Raw genomic sequence first — 17,161 nt, 5'->3', positions numbered from 1 at the left:
GCGGGCTTATAGCAGAGGCCAGCCCGAAAAGGCACAAAATCTGGCCTGAGATGAACCGCCAGGGGCCGCCACGCCCGGTGATCTAGCCGCCGCACCCGCACCAGAGCAGATGCTTGGCCTTGCCTTGCTTGAGGCTAACCAGCTCCCAGCCGTCACCAAAGTCGAACGCGCTGTAATTCACGATCTCGAAGATGCCATCGCCGTCCAGGTCGACCACGGCCACGACCTCGTTGTCCAAGAGCGCCGGCAGAATTTCGGATTGCTGGTCCTCCGGCGGCACGACGTCAGAATGGATCGGGATGACCTCGTCGCCCTTCACGACGAGCAGCACGGAATAATCGCCGGGGCCGGCACCCTCTTCGCCCAGGTGGGCCGCATTGACGATCAGCTCGTCGCGCTTGTCGCCGTCCAGATCGACGGAGATGACTTGCTTGAACTTGAGCTCGGGCTTTGCAAGGCCGGCCGCCTCGAGGTGATCGCCGAGCACGCGGCGGGCGCGGCCGTCCGGCTTCTCCAGGCTGATGCTCGCCGGCAGCAAGGCTTTGGCTTCGCTCTCGCTCCCCGACAGGGCGACGGCGAAGGCGCCGGGCTGGCCCTCCGCCAGCGCGAGCTCGACCATGTAGCTTGCCTCGCAATCGCCCGTCTCGGTGAGCGCCGGCATGCCGATGGCGGTTACCTGCTGCAGCAGGCCCGTGAGATTGGCGAGCACATAGGGCTGGTTGAACGAAGCCTGCCGTGCGACCTGCTCGGCCGACAGGAAGCTTCCGGCCTGGGCGCCGCCCAAAAAGCAGGTCTCGCCTTCCGGCGTGACACCCACCACGGCGCGCACGGCCGCTTGGGCCGGCGCGGTGCTTGCTGCAATCCCGATCAGCACCAGGGCTCCAGCCAGTGCCTTGCGCATGGCGCTCACAGGGTCATACAGGGTGGAGCGGTGCGGGCACCTGCGTGGTGCGCGGCACAGGCGGCGTCTGCTGCTGTGTCTGAGCACGGCTGAGATCCCGCTCCGATTCCAGCCTGCGCACCTCCTGGCGGCGCAGGCGCGCTTCCCGGCGCCACTTCCCCTGGCTGATCCAGGCGGATGTGCCGCCGATCAGCATACCCAGGATGATGGTGGCGACAAGAAGGGCGTAGAGGGGCATCTCAACGGAAAACCACGGCCGTTCCATCTCGAAGGGGTCGAGGGAGAACACCACCGGCCGCCGGTTGGCGACGGCCACGACAATGACGAAGAGAGCGACGGGGATGCCCAAGATCCATGAGAGGATGCGCTTCAAGCCAGCACTCCATTGCGGCGTATGTGACAGCGGGCGACCAGGAGGGCCGGCCATCCGCGCCACCGGCAAATCAGCTCGGTAGCATATCAGAACGGAGGCGGACAGACAGCATCATCCGCCCCATGCGCTCTACCGGAGGCGCCCGTGCGAATGCCCCAGCGCGGGTGGATCATGCTCACATCTTGCCCGGGCGGCGCAGCAGATAGGCATCCATGATCCAGCCGTGGCGGGCACGCGCCTCGGCCCTCACCTGTTCGATGCGACCGGCCACCGCATCGAGCGGGCCGGCGATGAGAAGCTCCTTGTCGGTGCCGAGATAGGCGCCCCAATAGATCAGAAGATCATCGCCCACACAGCGTTTGAAGGCACATTCCCCATCCAGCATCACGAACACGTTGTCGATCGGGCGAACCTGGCCCTCCGCCAGCTGCCTGCCGGTGGTGATGCGGATGCTCTCGCCGATGCGGTTCATGGGAATCCGGTGCCGCGCCACCAGCACCTGCAGGCTGCTGATGCCCGGGATCATCTCGTAGGTGAAGGCGACGTTGCCGCGCGCCGCCACCTGATCGAGGATGCGCAGCGTGCTGTCATAGAGCGACGGCTCGCCCCAGCTGAGAAAGGCGCCGCACCCGTCCTCGTCCAGCTCGTCGCGAATCAGCGCCTCGTAGATCACCGCGCGCTGCCCGTGCCACGCCCGCACACCCGCATGGTAATCCGCCGCTGCCTTGTCGCGCACCGGGTCGGCCACCTCAACCGTGCGGTACTGCCGGCCGCGGATAAAGCGCCGGCAGATCTCGGTGCGCAGCCGCAGCAGGTCCGCCTTGGCCGGCCCCTTGTCCATGGCGAAGAACACATCGACCCTGTTCAAGGCCTCGATCGCCTGAACCGTCACGTGCTCGGGATCGCCCGCGCCGATGCCGATGACATAGACCTTGCGCACGCGCCGCCTCAGACGAGGAATGGGTTCGTCGCCCGTTCCCGGCCGATGGTGCTTGTGGGCCCGTGCCCGCAGATGAAGGCATAGTCGTCGGGCAACGGCATGAGCTGATCGCGGATGGACCGGAGCAGAGTGTCATGGTTGCCGCCCGGCAGGTCGGTGCGGCCGATGGAGCCGGCAAACAGCACATCGCCCACAATGGCCAGCCGATTTTCAGCATTGACGAAAACGACGCTGCCCGGCGAATGGCCGGGGCAATGAAGAACATCGAAGCTCTGATTTCCGATCTGCAGGACATCGCCGTCCTTGAGCCAGCGGTCGGGCACCACATTGCGGGCGTCCATCATGCCATAGCCGCGCCCGGTCTGCTCCAGGGCCTGCAGCAGAAACAGATCCGCCTCGTGCGGACCCTCGATGTCGACGCCCAGGGCCTCCTTCAACTCGGCAGCCCCGCCGGCGTGGTCGATATGGCCGTGGGTCAGCACGATCTTCTCGACAGCCATACCAGTCTGGGCAATCGCCTGCCGCACCCGGTCGAGATCGCCTCCCGGATCAATCACCGCGCCGCGATTGGTTTGCGCGCACCACAAGAGGGTGCAGTTCTGTTGGAACAAGGTGACCGGCACGATGGCGGCGCGAAGGGTGGGTTCTGACATGAATTGGAGCCTGCTTAGGGGGTGATCGGCGAAATCCGTTCTATCTGCGGCGGCTGTCCTTGAGGCGCAGGGCATCGGCAACGAGCTTCTCGCGAACCGAGGGCGGCTGGGCACACAAGGCTTCCATGAGGTCGCTGACCGTGGCACGGAGCCCGTGCAGCTGGTCGAGCAGGCCGAGGATCACGTCGATGCCCTCGGCATTCACCCCAAGCTCGTGCTGCAGGTCGCGGATCAGGGCGGCGCGGGCCACGTCGAGCTCGGAGTAGCGGGGCTGGCCATCCTGCTCGACGGGAATGATCCAGCCCGCCTCGACCCAGCGGTGCAGCTGCTGGTTCTCCACTCTGACACGCATCTTGAACTCGGTGATGGTGAGCATCTAGACCTCCATCCCTCGCCGCGGGTCCTGAGCCGAGCTGCCGGCCCACGTGTTCATGAACGCTTCGAGCTCCGGATCCGGCGCATCGGGCAGCACCACCTTGAGCGTTATATAGAGATCGCCGGCCGCCCCGTTCCGTCCGGGCACGCCCTTGCCCTTCAAACGCATGACCTTGCCGGTATTCGACCATTTGGGCAGCGTGAGGTCCACCGCTCCGGACGGGGTCGGTGCCCGCACCTTGCCACCCAGCACCGCCTCCTTGAGGGTGACCGGCAGCTCCATGCGAATATCATCGCCATCACGGGTGAACACGGGGTGCGGCCGCACGGAGATCTCGACCAGGGCATCGCCCGCCTTGCCCTGGCCTATGCCCGGCTGCCCCTTGCCGGCGAGCCGCAGCACCTGCCCGTCGCGGGTGCCGGGGGGAATGGTGACGTCTATGGTCGAGCCATCGGGCATGGCCAAGCGCTTCTTGCCGCCGAGCACCGCCTCCAGGAACTCCACCTCAAGCCGATATTGCACGTCACGTCCCCGCATGTTCATCGTCCGGGCGCCTGCACCGGCCGCACCGCGCTGAGAGAAAAACGCGGAGAGAATGTCGTCCATGTCGGTGAAATCGGCATAGGCGCCACTGCTGGCATAGGCGTTGTCCGGTCCCCCCGCATAGTCGCGATAATACCGGCGCTGGTAATGCTGCGCCTGCTCGTTGCCGCTGGCATCGATCTCGCCGCGATCATAGCGCGCCCGCTTCTCCGGGTCGCTCAGCAGATCATAGGCGACGGAGATTTCCTTGAACCGCTTTTCTGCCTCCGCATCGCCCGGATTGAGGTCGGGGTGGTGCTTCTTGGCCAGCGCCCGATAGGCTTTCTGAATGTCCTTGTCCGAGGCATCGCGGGCTACCCCGAGGATCTTGTAGGGATCCGCAGCGGTCATCGGTCTTCCTTCAGTTGCGGTTGCTCATCCCGTCAGCATCAATGCAGGCTTTGCGGCCGCTTCGCAAGCCGACCGGTCGCCTCTTACGGCACATCGCCCAAAAGCCGCGCTTCGAGCTCGGCGGCGAGGCGCACCAGCGCCGGCCCGATCTCTTCGCGCAGCGCCCGGCCCGAGAGCAGCTCGCTGACGCCGCCGCAGGTGATGGCCACCACCGGGGAACCGTCGGCCGGACGGAACGGCACCCCGGCGGCGTTCACATAACTGTGCCACAGCCCTTCCGAGACACAGAAGCCATTGGCGCGGTAAAACGCTGCGCAAGCTTCCATGGCCCGACGCATGGCGCCCTCCTCGCCAGGCCTGGCGGCGGCCAGCCGCGAAAGCACGGCTTCGCACTCAGCCTCATCGAGGCCCATGAGATAGGCTTGGCCCATGGCGGTTTGCCAGACCGGGATGCGCGATCCCGGATTGAGCCTGAGGGTCACCAGGCTGTCGGAGCGACAATTGGCGAGATAGAGCATTTCGAGCTCGTCGCGGGTGCCGAGGGCGACCGCCGCACCGGTGCGGTCGGCCAGCCGCTGCATCAATGGCCGCGCCATATGCACGACGGCGCTGCCTTTGAGCGCGGTATAGCCCAGCGATACCGTGGCCGGACCAAGACTGTAGCGGCCGAGCTCCTCGTCATAGGCGAGATAGCCGAGAGAGCTCAGCGTCAATGTGATGCGCGAGACGGTGGCTTTCGGAAGCCCGGTGCGCAGGACGATGTCCTGATTGCCCAGGGCGCCGTCGCCGGCCCGGAAGGCGCGCAGCACATCCAGCCCGCGGGCAAGCGCGGTGGAGACCTGGTTCTCAGAGGGCCTCGCCGGCCGGCCCGTCGTGGTCGAGGTGAGGCTGCGCTTACGCAATTCGTGCTCCCAAGCGGCAATGCCACATCATATCAGGAGAGTCGGAATTTAATTCCACATATTGACGCGCATGGGGGCTGCTGGCACGGTCCAACGGTCGAGGAAAGGAAGGAACCCCCGTGGCCGAGCAGGACGAGGAGGCGAAACGCGCCCTGCCGCTGGCGGGCATCAAGGTGCTCGACCTGTCGCGGGTGCTGTCGGGCCCGTGGTGCACGCTGACCCTGGCCGATCTCGGTGCCGAGGTGTGGAAGATCGAGAACATCGACGGGGGCGACGATACGCGCGCCTGGTCGGTGCCGAGCTACAAGGGCACCTCCACCTATTACCTCTGCGCCAACCGCGGCAAGCAGAGCATCGCGGTGGACCTCAAATCCGATGGGGGCCTCGCGATCGTGCGGGCGCTGGCAGCGAAGGCGGACGTTGTGGTGGAAAACTTCCGTACCGGCACCGCCGAGCGCCTCGGCGTGGGCTGGTCGCAGCTTTCCGCCATCAACCCGCGCCTGGTCTATTGCTCGATCTCGGGCTACGGACAGACCGGACCGGATGCGCAGCGCCCGGGCTACGATTTCATCGTGCAGGCGGAGAGCGGCCTCATGTCGATCACCGGCCAGCAGGATGGCGACCCCTTGCGCATGGGCGTGGCGGTGACCGATACGGTTGCCGGCATGGTGGCCGCCCAATCGGTGATGGCGGCGCTGTTCGAGCGCGAGCGGACCGGGCGCGGCCAGCATCTCGACGTGGCCATGTTCGAATGCGCCCTCAACCTGCTGATCAATGTGGGGGCGGCCTATCTCAACGCCGGGGTGGTGCCGCGCCGCTACGGCAATGCCCATCCGAGCGTGGTTCCGTATGAGATTTTCGAGACGTCGGACGGCAATTTTGCGCTGGCGGTGGGCAACGACCGGCAATTTGCCGCCTTCTGCCGGGAGGTGATCGGCCGGCCCGACCTCGCGGCTGACCCGCGTTTCGTCACGGCGAGCGGACGGGCGACCCACCGCGATGCGCTGCTTCCGACGATTCGCGAGATCCTGAGGACGCGCACCCGCGCTCACTGGATGGAGGCCTGCGCAGCGGCCAGCGTTCCGGCCGGCATGGTGCAGACGGTGCCGGAGGCATTCGCCAGCGCCAATGCGCGCGAGCGCGAGGTGGTGCAGACGCTGGAGCACCCGCAGCTTGGTCCGGTGCGGCTGGTGCGCCCGGCCCACGGGCTCGCTGCCCAGCGGGAGGCGGCGCCGCTGCCGCCGCCGATGCTGGGGCAGGATACCGCCCGCGTATTGCGCGAGGTGCTCGGCTACGACGAAGCGACAATCCAGCATCTTCGCGAGACCGGGGCGATCGGCCTATATACGGCCGCACAAGAACCCGCGTGAGCACTTCGGCCCCGCAGCGGGCGGGCGAGAAAGGCCAATATGTATTCCGACGTTCTGCTTCATATCGACGGCAAATGGACTCCGAGCGCCGACGGCAAGGCCGATCCGGTCATCAACCCCGCCAGTGAGAGCCAAATCGGCACCGTGGCGCATGCGAGCATCGCCGACCTTGACCGAGCGCTCGAGGCCGCCGCACGCGGGTTCGAGGTCTGGCGCAACGTCTCGGCTTTCGACCGCTCACGCCTGATGCGCAAGGCGGCCGACCTGCTGCGCGAGCGCAGCGAGGGCATTGCCCGCACCATGACCCTGGAGCAGGGCAAGCCGCTGGCCCAGTCGCGCCTGGAGGCGCTGGCCGCCGCGGATATCATCGACTGGTTCGCGGAAGAGGCGCGGCGCACCTATGGGCGTATCGTGCCATCGCGGGCGCCGGGTGTGGACCAGCTGGTCTACAAGAAGCCGGTGGGCCCCGTCGCGGCCTTCACACCGTGGAACTTCCCGATCAACCAGGCGGTCCGCAAGATCTCGGCGGCGCTGGCCACCGGCTGCTCGATCATCGTCAAGGGGCCGGAAGAGACGCCCGGCTCGCCGGCCGAGCTGGTGCGCGCCTTCGTTGATGCCGGCTTGCCCGACGGGGTGCTCAACCTGGTCTACGGCACGCCTTCGGAAATCTCCGAATACCTGATCCCGCACCCGGTCATCCGCAAGATCTCGTTCACCGGCTCGACGGCAGTGGGAAAGCAGCTTGCCGCCCTGGCCGGGCTGCATATGAAGCGCGTGACCATGGAGCTCGGCGGGCATGCACCGGTGATCGTGGCGGCGGATGCCGACGTGGAGCAGGCTGCGCAGCTGATGACCGCTTCCAAGTTCCGCAATGCCGGCCAGGTCTGCGTGTCACCGACCCGCTTCCTGATCGAGGAGCCGGTCTACGAGGATTTCGTCGGCCGCTTCACCAAGCTGGCCTCGGAGATCAAGGTGGGCGACGGGCTGGAGGATGGCGTTCAGATGGGGCCGCTGGCCAACAGCCGCCGCGTGCAGGCCATGGAGGAGCTGGTGCATGACGCGGTTGGCCGCGGGGCCGCGCTCAAGACCGGCGGCAAGCGCATCGGCAATGCCGGCTATTTCTTCCAGCCGACGGTGCTGGCCGACGTGCCGACAGATGCGCGGGCGATGAACGAAGAGCCGTTCGGCCCGCTGGCGCTGATGCTGCCGGTGAAGGGCATCGACGATGCGCTGCGCGAGGCCAACCGGCTGAATTACGGGCTCGCGGCCTATGGCTTCGCCAAGTCGGCCGAGACCATCACACGGCTGTCGGAAGGCATCGAGACCGGCATGATCACCATCAACCACCTCGGGCTGGCGCTGCCGGAGGTGCCGTTCGGCGGGATCCGCGACTCTGGCCATGGCACGGAGGGCGGAGCCGATGCCCTGGATGCCTATCTCGAAACTCGCTTCGTCACCCGGCGCGGGTGAGCATCGACAGCGCGCACGGAACGGTGGGGCTAGAGTCGGGCTGCCGCACCGTTTGGTGACGTGCAATGTGGCGCGCGAAAGGCTAAAGAGGCGGCATGCTCCATTCTCGACACACCCGCGTTTTGCAGGCATTGGCCCTGCTCGCTTCCTTTGCGGCCTCGCTTTTCGCGATCGACGCGGGAGCCGCGGCCGCGCCCGCTGCGCAGCGGGCGCGGATCGAAGGCGCGTTCCGCCAGTGGATCGAGCAGACCGTGTGGCCGGATGCTGGCAAGGCCGGGGTGTCGCGCCGCACCTTCGAGAAGGCGTTCGCCGGCATCACCCTCGACTGGAGCCTGCCCGACCTGGCGCCGCCCGGGGTTGCGCCGGAGAGGCCCTCGCCACAGCGGCAGCCGGAATTCTCGAGCCCCGGCCGCTATTTTTCGGAAAAGCAAATCGCATCGCTGGTGGGCGATGGCCGGCGCCTGCTGACCACGTGGTCCAAGACGCTCGACCGCATCGAGCGCCAATATGGCGTGCCGCGCGAGATCATCGTGGCGATCTGGGGGCGGGAGTCGGGTTATGGCAGGGTCAAAATCCCACACGATGCCATCCGCGCCCTGGCCACCGAAGCCTTTATGGGCCGCCGCAAGTCGGCCTTCTATCCCGAGCTGATCGCGGCGCTCAAGATCCTGGAAGAGGAGCATATCGGGCATGCCGAGATGAAGAGCTCCTGGGCCGGCGCCTTGGGCCAGCCGCAGTTCCAACCCACCAAGTTCCTGCGCTTTGCCGTCGATTTCGATGGGGACGGCCATCGCAACATCTGGACGTCTGTGCCGGATACGCTGGCTTCCATCGCGCATTACCTGCAGCAGCACGGCTGGGTGCGGGGCAGCGGCTGGGGTGTGGAGGCCCGGGTGCCGGCGAATGTCTCCTGCACGCTGGAAGGCCCTGAGCAGGGACGCCCACTGGCGGAATGGGCGGCGATGGGCGTGCGCCGAGTGGACGGCCGACCGCTGCCGGCTTTCGCGGATACGGCCTTCCTGCTGATGCCCGCCGGACGGCTCGGGCCTGCCTTCATCGTGTCCAGGAACTTCTACGTGCTGAAGGCCTATAACGAGTCCGATCTCTACGCCCTCTTCATCGGGCACCTGGCCGACCGCTATGGCGGGGCCGGGCCGATCGCCGGCCGCTGGGCGGACGTTTCGGGCTTCACCCGGCAGCATGTGCAGGGCCTGCAGCAAAGGCTGGTGCAGGCCGGCTACGATGTGGGCGGGGTCGACGGGCTGATCGGCTTCAAGAGCCGCATTGCCGTCGGGAAATGGCAAACGCGGCAGGGGCTCGAGGCGACCTGCTTCCCCGACCGCGATTTGGTGTTGAGGCGGTGAGCGGGATCAGCCTCTACCGTGGACCATCTCTGCGGCCCCTGGATTGCCGCGTCAAGCGCGGCAATGACGAGAATGTTTGGACATTGCAAACATCCCTCCCCGCCGCTGCGGGAGGGAAAGTGCGGGGATGTTGAGCCTACTGCCTCTGGGTCTGCATGCGGACCCGGGTGCGGGTCTCGGCGACGATCCGGTCATATTGCCTGAGCTGGTCGGGGTCGAGAACCTTGGCCATGGCCTGGCGCTCCTGGCGCGCCACCGCCTGCAGCGGGCCGGAGGCCTGCATCAGCTTGTCGAAATTGGGCTTGTCGTTCGGATCGATTCCATATTGCCGAAAGATGGCCAGCATCTGCTTGCGGCTCTGCCGGGTGATCTGGCGGACCTGCGCCCGCTGGCTGCTGCTGAGCCCATCGATCTTCGCGGCCACGTTCGAGTCATAGATCGTCTGCGCGGCGGCAGGCGACGGGCTGCCAAAGGGCACTGCCACAAAGGCCATGCCGGCAGCCAGCATCAGCGTGCGAACGAATGAAAGAGACATCTGCTTTCCCCTGGATCTGAATGCGCACTAACGCAGCCCCCCGCATGCCGGTTGCAAAGCGAGCACGTATCGGGAGCGCTTCTGCCGCTCGCCTTGCGCTGGGCCATGCCAATCGCCACAGGCTCTATCGCAAGCTCGCGGCGGATGCAAATCGCGTTTTGACGCGCAACCGATCCAGAAAATAGGAAACCCCGTCGGGGAGGAGACGGGGTTTCCAGGTGACCTTCCAGCGCTGATGGCGCGGCGTGCTTCGGCCACTGCGGCGCCAACCGGAGGCGCTACGTGGAGGTGACGTAGAGGGGGGCGCCTCAGCTTGTTGCCGCAGCGTATATGATGCGCACGGATCGACCCGCTGTCCATTGTCTGCAATCGATCACCCCGTTGCATCTTTGGAATACCCCCTTCCGTTGATAAACCTTGATCAAACGTGTCGTCCTTAGGCTGACTTTTATGTGTATTTCTGGCACAGATCTTCCGTGCTCGAAATTTTTTATTGAAGGAAGTTTCATCCGGGCGGCCGCGGCGGCCCTGGCAAGGCGAACGCCGGAGCCGGTGCAAAACGTTCAGGCTGCGCGACAATAGGCTTCCCTAACCCGCGCGCAGGCCGCAAAATGGCGGGCAGACAAGGGCCAGCATGCGTTGAGAACGTCCTGTGCAGAGTTCAAGCCCGCCGGGGGCGATCCAGCTACGGGATTGCCAAGCAGAAGACATTCCCGCGATCACCGCGATCTATCGGCAAGCCGTCCTGTTCGGGCGCGCCAGCTTCGAGCTCGAGCCGCCGGATGCGGCTGAGATGGAGGCACGGCGCGAGCGGCTGGTGGCCGGCGGCTATCCCTATATCGTCGCCCTGTGGCAGGGGGCGCTGGCCGGCTATGCCTATGCGAGCCCGTACCGGCCGCGTCCGGCCTATCACGCAACGGTCGAGAACTCGGTCTATGTGGGCGAGGGCTTCCAGGGCCGGGGCATCGGCAAGCTGCTGCTTTCAACCCTGATCGACCAGGCGGCCGCGCGGAGCTTCCGGCAGATGGTGGCCGTTATCGGCGATTCGGCCAACCATGCCTCGATCCGGCTGCACGAGAGCGCGGGGTTCCATCACGTGGGGACCCTGCGGTCGGTCGGGTGGAAGCACGGCCTCTGGCTCGACACGGTGCTCATGCAGAGACAGCTCGGGCCCGGCAACGCCACGCCCCCCGCATGATCAGCCGAGGCCTGGTGCTGGCGCTCAGCCTATCGCAGTTCATCTGCTGGGGTGTGTCCTACTACCTGATCGGCGTGTTCGGGGTCGACATGGCGCGCGATCTCGGCTGGCCGATGACGGTCGTCTATGGCGGCTTTTCGGGCGCGCTGGTGGTGATGGGGCTGACCTCGGCACCGATCGGCCGCCTCATCGACCGGCACGGCGGCCGGCGGGTCATGTCCGCGGGCTCGGTGCTGATCGCGCTGGGCTGCCTTGGCCTGAGCCTCAGCCACGGCATACTGCTCTATGCGCTGTCCTGGGCCTGCTTGGGCGTCGCCATGCGCATGACGCTCTACGAAGCAGCCTTCGCGTCGCTGGCACGGATCGGCGGCCATCTGGCACGTCGCCCCATATCGCAGGTCACGCTGCTGGGCGGTCTTGCGTCCACCGCCTTCTGGCCGATCGGCTACGGGCTTGCTTCCCTGTTCGGCTGGCGCGGCGCGCTCATCGGCTATGCGGCGATCGCCCTGCTGACGCTACCCTTGCACTGGTCGATCCCCGACGAGCGGCACAGCGCCGGTGGCCGGGGCGGCACATCCCACCCCCAGCCGCTGGCCCAGACGCCGGGAGACAAGCGCTGGGCCGGCCTGCTCTATGTGGTGATGGTCACCGTGTCGGCCTTCCTCAATTCCGGCATGTCGGCCCATATGATCGGCATCATGTCAGCATTGGGCATGAGCGCCGGCGCCGCGGTCTGGCTCTCCAGCTTTCGCGGCATCGGCCAATCCTCGGCACGATTGTGCGAGCTGACCTTCGGCATGCGGCTGCACCCGCTGGTGCTCGGCGTGCTGGCGACGGTGATCCTGCCGGCGTCGTTCCTGGTCGGCCTCGGGGCGACCGGGTCGGTGGTGGCCGGCGCGGTGTTCGCCTTCACCTATGGGGCAAGCAACGGCCTCATCACCATCGTTCGCGGCACCCAGCCGCTGGTGCTGTTCGACCCTCACGCCTATGGCTCGATCGTCGGGCAGCTCACCGCGCCGGGGTTCATCGCCTCGGCCCTGGCACCGATCGCCTATGCCAGCCTGCTAGAGACCGCCGGGCCGGAAAGCGCGCTGGTCCTCTCGGCGGTGCTGGGCGGCGTCGTGTTCGCTGCGGCCGCCCTGCTCTATGGCCGCTTTGCCCGGCGTATCGCCGTGCCATAGCGCGATCAATAACCGCGGCGCGGATCTACCTGGTTCTCCATGACCCCGTCGCGTTCGAAGCGCTCGAGCTGGGCGAGCAGGGTGCCGGTCAGCGCCGTCGCATCGGAATCGGCGGAGTTATGAGGCGTGATCACCACCCGTGGGTGCGACCACAACGGGCTGTCGGGGTCGAGCGGCTCATGCTCGAACACGTCAAGGCTCACGCTGTGGAGGACGCCGCTGTCTAGGGCCGCAAGGATATCGGCCTCGATCTGGATCTTGCCGCGACCCGCATTGATCATAGACGGCCCGGGCAGGCGCCCGTCATGGGCCAGGGCCTTGAAGATGTCCATGTTCAGCAGCCCGGTGGTGTCGGCTGTATGGGGCAGGAGACAGACGAGGATGTCGGTGCGGTTGAGGAAGGGTTTGAAGCCATCCTGCCCGCTGAAGGTTTCAATGCCGTCGAGGTGCTTCGGCATGCGGCTCCAGCCGGCGACCTGGAAGCCGATCTGCCGCAGCTTGGCGGCCGCATCGCCGCCCAAGGCGCCGAGGCCCATGACGCCCACGCGGACATCGCAGGCCGCGGGCTGCTCGAGGGATGCAAGCCATACCCGGTTCTTTTGGGCCTCGGCCAGAGCCAGGTGCTGGCGGTGATGCAGGAGCACGTGAAACACCACGTATTCCGTCATGCGCATGGTGAGATCGGGGTCGACGACCCGGCCGACGGGCACGTCGGGCAGATCCGGATCCAGCAGGATGTGGTCCACGCCGGCGCCGAGGCAGAAGATCGCCTTCAGGTTGCGGAACTGCTTCAGCACGCCGTGGGGTGGCTTCCAAACGAAGGCGTATTCGATGTCATCGGGGTTGCCGCAATTTGGCCAAGCCCGAACGTCGCGCCCCGGCGCCAGCTTGGCCATGCCCGCCGCCCATGCCTCCGTATCCCACCCGCTCGTCACGTAGAGAAGTGCCATGGCCCGTCCTGATCTCTCCCCGCCACATGCGCCCGTGCTTTTGGCCTAAGTCGCCACGGCGGCCGGATTGGTCGCCTCAAGGGCGAAGGCCGCCGCTATGAGCGCTTTCGTATAGTCTGTTTTCGGATCTTCGAAAATCTCCGCCGTGGTGCCTGTCTCGACCACGTGTCCATCTTTCATGACCATGACCTCGTGTGCAAGCGCGCGCACCACCTTGAGATCATGGCTGATGAACATATAGGCGAGCCCATGGCGCTGCTGGAGCTCGCGCAGGAGGTCGACGATCTGGGCCTGCACCGACATGTCGAGCGCGCTGGTCGGCTCGTCCAGCACGACGAAGCGCGGCTGCAGCACCATGGCGCGGGCGATGGCGATGCGCTGCCGCTGCCCGCCCGAGAACTCATGGGGGTAGCGGTCCATCGCCGCGGGCTCGAGCCCGACCTCCTCCAGCGCCTTCGCCACCCTCACCCGCTGCTCCTGGCGCGTGAGGCCCCTGTTCTGCACCAGCAGTCCCTCCGCCACGATCTCCGCGATGGACATGCGCGGACTGAGCGAGCCGTACGGGTCCTGGAAGACGACCTGGATCTCCTTGCGGATGCTGCGCAGCTCGCCGGCCGGGAGCTTGTCTATGCCCCGGCCGAGATAGGCGATGCGCCCTTCGGACGAGATCAGCCGCAGGAGGGCCAGCCCGAGCGAGGTCTTGCCCGAACCGGATTCACCAACGACACCGAGCGTCTGGCCTTCGTGGACCCGGAGCGAGACGCCGTCCACCGCCTTGATGTAGCCCACGGTCCGCTTGAGAAGCCCCCGCTTGATCGGAAACCAGATCTTGAGGTCGTCCGCCTCCATGACGACCGGTGCGGCCGGGTCTGCCGCGGGCGCCTGCCCCTTGGGTTCGGCCGCGAGCAGGCGCTGGGTGTAGGGGTGCTGCGGACGGGTGAACACCTGCTCAACATCGCCGGCTTCCACGATGCGCCCCTTGGTCATCACGCACACCCGCTGCGCCATTCGCCGCACGATGCCCAGATCGTGGGTGATCAGCAGCATGGCCATGCCGAGCTCCTGCTGCAGGTCGCGCAGCAGCTTGAGGATCTGCGCCTGGATGGTGACGTCGAGCGCGGTGGTCGGCTCGTCCGCGATGAGGAGCGCAGGCTTGTTGGCGAGCGCCATGGCGATCATGACCCGCTGCCGCTGCCCGCCGGAAAGCTGATGAGGGTAGCTGCCGAGCCGCGTCTCGGGTTCGGGGATGCCGACCCGGGTGAGCAGCTCGATCACCCTTTCGCGCGCCTGCGCATCGGTCATGCCCTGATGGAGCTTCAGGACCTCGCCCACCTGGTCTTCAATCGTGTGCAGAGGGTTGAGCGAGGTCATCGGCTCCTGGAACACGATGCCGATCTCGTTGCCGCGGATCCGGCGCAGCTCACGGTCGTCTGCCCGGAGCATGTCATGGCCTTCGAAGAGGATGTGGCCGGTCGGGTGACTGGCGGCCGGATAGGGCAGCAGGCGGAGGATGGAGAGGGCCGTGACGCTCTTGCCCGAGCCCGACTCCCCCACCAGGGCCACCGTCTCGCCCGGCTGCACATCGAAGGATATGCGGTCGACCGCGAGGGTGGCCGCGCCGCCCTGGGTGAAGGCGACCGACAGCTCCTCGACCGAAAGCAACGGGGTGGGTTCAGTCATCGCGCGGGTTCACCTTGGAGCGGGCCATGCACGTCACCGGAAGGTCTTGCGTGGATCGAAGGCATCGCGAACCGCCTCGCCTACGAACACCAGCAGGCTCAGCATGATGGCAATGACCATGAAGCCCGAGATGCCGAGCCATGGCGCCTGCAGGTTGTTCTTGCCCTGGGCGAGCAGCTCGCCGAGCGACGGCGAGCCCGGCGGCAACCCGAGGCCCAGGAAGTCGAGGGAGGTGAGCGTGGTGATCGAGCCGTTGAGGATGAAGGGCATGAAGGTGAGCGTGGCCACCATGGCGTTCGGCAGCACGTGGCGGAACATGATGAAGAGGTTCGAATGGCCCATGGCCCGCGCCGCCATGACGAATTCCAGATTGCGGCCGCGCAGGAATTCGGCCCGCACCACCCCGACCAGGGCCACCCAGGCAAACAGCACCATGATGCCGAGCAGCACCCAGAAGCTCGGCTCGATGACCGCCGCCAGGATGATCAGCAGGTAGAGCGTCGGGATCGAGTTCCAGATCTCGATGAAGCGCTGGAACAGAAGGTCGGTCCAGCCGCCGAAATAGCCCTGGATGGCGCCCGCCGCGACCCCGATGATCGAGGAGAAGAAGGTGAGCGCCAGGCCGAACAGCACGGAAATGCGGAAGCCGTAGATAAGGCGGGCGACCACGTCGCGTCCCTGGTCGTCGGTGCCAAGCCAGTTAAGGTTGCCGAGCACGCAGTTCGGATCGTTGACGCCTTCCGGATAGGCGGCGCAGCGCTGCTCCTCGCCCATCATCCAGAAGGGGGGCGACGGTGCCGGCGTCGGCAGCTGGAGATTGATGGAGCGGTAGGAGTAGCGGATCGGCGGCCATACGATCCAGCCGTTCTGATTGATCTGTTCCTGGATGAAGGGATCGCGGAAATCGGTCCGGGGAAGAAAGCCGCCAAAGGTGCTTTCGGGAATATTCTGATAGATCGGGAAGTAGTACTGCCCGTCATATTTGACGAGGAGCGGCCGGTCGTTGGCGATCAATTCGGCAAACAGGCTGAGGACGAACAGCACCAGGAAGATCCACAGGGCCCAGAAGCCGCGCCGGTTCGCCTTGAAATTCTCCCAGCGACGCCGGTTGATGGGGGAAAGGAAGCCCGAGCGGCCGGCGCCGGGCTGGGCAGCGCTGCTCTGCGCGGCGCTGAGCGGCCCCTCTGCCGGCCGGGTTTTTGGGTCGAGCACGTCCACTCAGCTCTCCCGTGCTTCGAAGTCGATGCGGGGATCAACCCACGTATAGGTGAGGTCGCTGAGCAGGTTGATGAGCAGACCGAGCAGACCGAAAATGTAAAGCGTGGCAAACACGACCGGATAATCGCGGTTGATCACGGACTCGTAGGATAAAAGGCCAAGGCCGTCGAGAGAGAAGATGGTTTCGATGAGCAGGGAGCCGGTGAAGAACGAAGCGATGAACGCACCGGGAAAACCGGCAATCAGGATAAGCATGGCGTTGCGGAAGACGTGGCCGTAGAGCACCTGGCGCTCGCTCAGCCCCTTCGCCCGCGCGGTCATCACATATTGCTTGCGCACCTCATCGAGGAAGGAGTTCTTGGTCAAGAGGGTGGTGGTGGCGAAGGCGCCGACCACGAGGGAGGTGATCGGCAGCGCCAGATGCCAGAAATAGTCGGTGATCTTCTGGTACCAGGGCAGCTGCGCCCAGTTGTCGGAGGTCAATCCGCGCAGAGGGAACCAGTCGAGGAACGATCCGCCCGCAAACAACACGATCAGCAGCACGGCGAACAGAAAGCTCGGGATCGCGTAGCCTACAATGATGACGGCGCTGGTCCAGACGTCGAATTTCGAGCCGTCGCGCATGGCCTTGGCGATGCCCAGCGGCACGGAGATGCCGTAAGCGATGAGGGTCATCCACAGGCCGAGGGAGATGGAGACCGGCAGCTTCTCGATGATGAGGTCCACCACCGACACATCGCGGAAATAGCTGTGGCCGAAATTGAAGGTGGCGTAGTTCTTCAGCATCAGCAGGAAGCGCTCGTGGGCGGGCTTGTCGAAACCGAACTGCCGCTCGAGCTCCTTGATGAACTGCGGATCAAGGCCGCGCGCGCCGCGATACTTGGAGGTGACGTCGCTGCCCGGCCCGCCCGGCGCCACCGTGCCGCCGCCCAGGGTATCGCCACCGCCGCCGCCGATGCGGGCGGTGGCGCCGACATCGGTGCCGGATATCTGGGCCAAGATGCGCTCCACCGGCCCGCCGGGCGCGAATTGCACGATGACGAAGCTCACCAGCATGATGCCGAACAAGGTCGGCACCATCAGGAGAAGCCTTCTCAGGATATAACTGGCCATGGCA

General features: G+C 66.0%; 17 protein-coding genes. 5 read left to right on the top strand and 12 right to left on the bottom strand.

Annotated features, from left to right (window positions below; translation table 11 throughout):
- Positions 1–82 precede the first annotated feature (82 nt).
- The 7 genes from E4P09_RS17440 to E4P09_RS17410 all read right to left on the bottom strand — a co-directional run bounded on the left by E4P09_RS17440 (position 83) and on the right by E4P09_RS17410 (position 5,078).
- Complete coding sequence (locus E4P09_RS17440; RefSeq protein WP_137390908.1) at positions 83–901, bottom strand: hypothetical protein; 819 nt, start codon at positions 899–901, stop codon at positions 83–85.
- Positions 902–914: 13 nt separating this feature from the next.
- Positions 915–1,274, bottom strand: coding sequence for a LapA family protein (locus E4P09_RS17435; protein WP_239025254.1), 360 nt, complete (start codon positions 1,272–1,274; stop codon positions 915–917).
- Positions 1,275–1,449: 175 nt separating this feature from the next.
- Complete coding sequence (gene cobF, locus E4P09_RS17430) at positions 1,450–2,214, bottom strand: precorrin-6A synthase (deacetylating) (RefSeq protein WP_137390906.1); 765 nt, start codon at positions 2,212–2,214, stop codon at positions 1,450–1,452.
- Between the two features lie 8 nt (positions 2,215–2,222).
- Positions 2,223–2,867: an MBL fold metallo-hydrolase gene (locus E4P09_RS17425; protein WP_137390905.1), complete on the bottom strand. Its 645-nt coding sequence runs from the start codon at positions 2,865–2,867 to the stop codon at positions 2,223–2,225.
- A gap of 40 nt (positions 2,868–2,907) precedes the next feature.
- Positions 2,908–3,243, bottom strand: coding sequence for a chaperone modulator CbpM (locus E4P09_RS17420; RefSeq protein WP_137390904.1), 336 nt, complete (start codon positions 3,241–3,243; stop codon positions 2,908–2,910).
- On the bottom strand, positions 3,244–4,176 hold the full coding sequence (locus E4P09_RS17415; protein ID WP_137390903.1) for a DnaJ C-terminal domain-containing protein: 933 nt from the start codon (positions 4,174–4,176) through the stop codon (positions 3,244–3,246).
- An 83-nt stretch (positions 4,177–4,259) separates the two neighbouring features.
- The gene (locus E4P09_RS17410) at positions 4,260–5,078 is read right to left on the bottom strand and encodes an IclR family transcriptional regulator (protein ID WP_137390902.1); all 819 of its coding nucleotides are present in this window, start codon (positions 5,076–5,078) and stop codon (positions 4,260–4,262) included.
- A 119-nt stretch (positions 5,079–5,197) separates the two neighbouring features.
- Between E4P09_RS17410 and E4P09_RS17405 the strand changes: the two genes are divergently transcribed.
- The 3 genes from E4P09_RS17405 to E4P09_RS17395 all read left to right on the top strand — a co-directional run bounded on the left by E4P09_RS17405 (position 5,198) and on the right by E4P09_RS17395 (position 9,282).
- Positions 5,198–6,448, top strand: a complete 1,251-nt coding sequence (locus E4P09_RS17405) for a CaiB/BaiF CoA transferase family protein (RefSeq protein ID WP_239025253.1) — start codon at positions 5,198–5,200, stop codon at positions 6,446–6,448.
- 39 nt (positions 6,449–6,487) lie between these two features.
- Positions 6,488–7,918, top strand: coding sequence for an NAD-dependent succinate-semialdehyde dehydrogenase (locus E4P09_RS17400; protein WP_137390901.1), 1,431 nt, complete (start codon positions 6,488–6,490; stop codon positions 7,916–7,918).
- 95 nt (positions 7,919–8,013) lie between these two features.
- On the top strand, positions 8,014–9,282 hold the full coding sequence (locus tag E4P09_RS17395; protein WP_137390900.1) for a lytic murein transglycosylase: 1,269 nt from the start codon (positions 8,014–8,016) through the stop codon (positions 9,280–9,282).
- A 136-nt stretch (positions 9,283–9,418) separates the two neighbouring features.
- On the opposite strand, the gene E4P09_RS17390 is transcribed toward E4P09_RS17395, so the two are convergent.
- The gene (locus E4P09_RS17390) at positions 9,419–9,817 is read right to left on the bottom strand and encodes a hypothetical protein (protein ID WP_137390899.1); all 399 of its coding nucleotides are present in this window, start codon (positions 9,815–9,817) and stop codon (positions 9,419–9,421) included.
- 652 nt (positions 9,818–10,469) lie between these two features.
- Here E4P09_RS17390 and E4P09_RS17385 point away from each other — a divergent pair.
- Positions 10,470–11,015, top strand: a complete 546-nt coding sequence (locus tag E4P09_RS17385; RefSeq protein ID WP_137390898.1) for a GNAT family N-acetyltransferase — start codon at positions 10,470–10,472, stop codon at positions 11,013–11,015.
- On the top strand, positions 11,012–12,196 hold the full coding sequence (locus tag E4P09_RS17380) for an MFS transporter (protein WP_137390897.1): 1,185 nt from the start codon (positions 11,012–11,014) through the stop codon (positions 12,194–12,196). Before E4P09_RS17385 ends, E4P09_RS17380 begins: the two co-directional genes overlap by 4 nt.
- A 5-nt stretch (positions 12,197–12,201) precedes the next feature.
- On the opposite strand, the gene E4P09_RS17375 is transcribed toward E4P09_RS17380, so the two are convergent.
- The 4 genes from E4P09_RS17375 to E4P09_RS17360 form a co-directional block, all read right to left on the bottom strand.
- Complete coding sequence (locus E4P09_RS17375) at positions 12,202–13,146, bottom strand: 2-hydroxyacid dehydrogenase (RefSeq protein WP_137390896.1); 945 nt, start codon at positions 13,144–13,146, stop codon at positions 12,202–12,204.
- A gap of 45 nt (positions 13,147–13,191) precedes the next feature.
- Positions 13,192–14,826: an ABC transporter ATP-binding protein gene (locus tag E4P09_RS17370; protein ID WP_137390895.1), complete on the bottom strand. Its 1,635-nt coding sequence runs from the start codon at positions 14,824–14,826 to the stop codon at positions 13,192–13,194.
- 33 nt (positions 14,827–14,859) lie between these two features.
- Positions 14,860–15,939: an ABC transporter permease gene (locus E4P09_RS17365; RefSeq protein ID WP_239025272.1), complete on the bottom strand. Its 1,080-nt coding sequence runs from the start codon at positions 15,937–15,939 to the stop codon at positions 14,860–14,862.
- A gap of 105 nt (positions 15,940–16,044) precedes the next feature.
- On the bottom strand, positions 16,045–17,157 hold the full coding sequence (locus tag E4P09_RS17360) for a microcin C ABC transporter permease YejB (protein ID WP_137390894.1): 1,113 nt from the start codon (positions 17,155–17,157) through the stop codon (positions 16,045–16,047).
- Positions 17,158–17,161: the final 4 nt, after the last annotated feature.

Origin of the sequence: Rhodoligotrophos defluvii, from assembly GCF_005281615.1 — a bacterium.
In the GTDB taxonomy this organism is placed as follows: domain Bacteria; phylum Pseudomonadota; class Alphaproteobacteria; order Rhizobiales; family Im1; genus Rhodoligotrophos; species Rhodoligotrophos defluvii.
The sequence above is the reverse complement of the archived record's forward strand: the minus strand, read 5'-3'. Positions and strand labels throughout refer to the sequence as shown.

Coding starts and splice junctions, on each gene's coding strand:
- E4P09_RS17440 (WP_137390908.1), bottom strand. CDS start 901: ATGCGCAAGGCACTGGCTGGAGCCCTGGTGCTGATCGGGATTGCAGCA.
- E4P09_RS17390 (WP_137390899.1), bottom strand. CDS start 9,817: ATGTCTCTTTCATTCGTTCGCACGCTGATGCTGGCTGCCGGCATGGCC.
- E4P09_RS17425 (WP_137390905.1), bottom strand. CDS start 2,867: ATGTCAGAACCCACCCTTCGCGCCGCCATCGTGCCGGTCACCTTGTTC.
- E4P09_RS17370 (WP_137390895.1), bottom strand. CDS start 14,826: ATGACTGAACCCACCCCGTTGCTTTCGGTCGAGGAGCTGTCGGTCGCC.
- E4P09_RS17375 (WP_137390896.1), bottom strand. CDS start 13,146: ATGGCACTTCTCTACGTGACGAGCGGGTGGGATACGGAGGCATGGGCG.
- E4P09_RS17420 (WP_137390904.1), bottom strand. CDS start 3,243: ATGCTCACCATCACCGAGTTCAAGATGCGTGTCAGAGTGGAGAACCAG.
- E4P09_RS17400 (WP_137390901.1), top strand. CDS start 6,488: ATGTATTCCGACGTTCTGCTTCATATCGACGGCAAATGGACTCCGAGC.
- E4P09_RS17380 (WP_137390897.1), top strand. CDS start 11,012: ATGATCAGCCGAGGCCTGGTGCTGGCGCTCAGCCTATCGCAGTTCATC.
- E4P09_RS17415 (WP_137390903.1), bottom strand. CDS start 4,176: ATGACCGCTGCGGATCCCTACAAGATCCTCGGGGTAGCCCGCGATGCC.
- E4P09_RS17360 (WP_137390894.1), bottom strand. CDS start 17,157: ATGGCCAGTTATATCCTGAGAAGGCTTCTCCTGATGGTGCCGACCTTG.
- E4P09_RS17395 (WP_137390900.1), top strand. CDS start 8,014: ATGCTCCATTCTCGACACACCCGCGTTTTGCAGGCATTGGCCCTGCTC.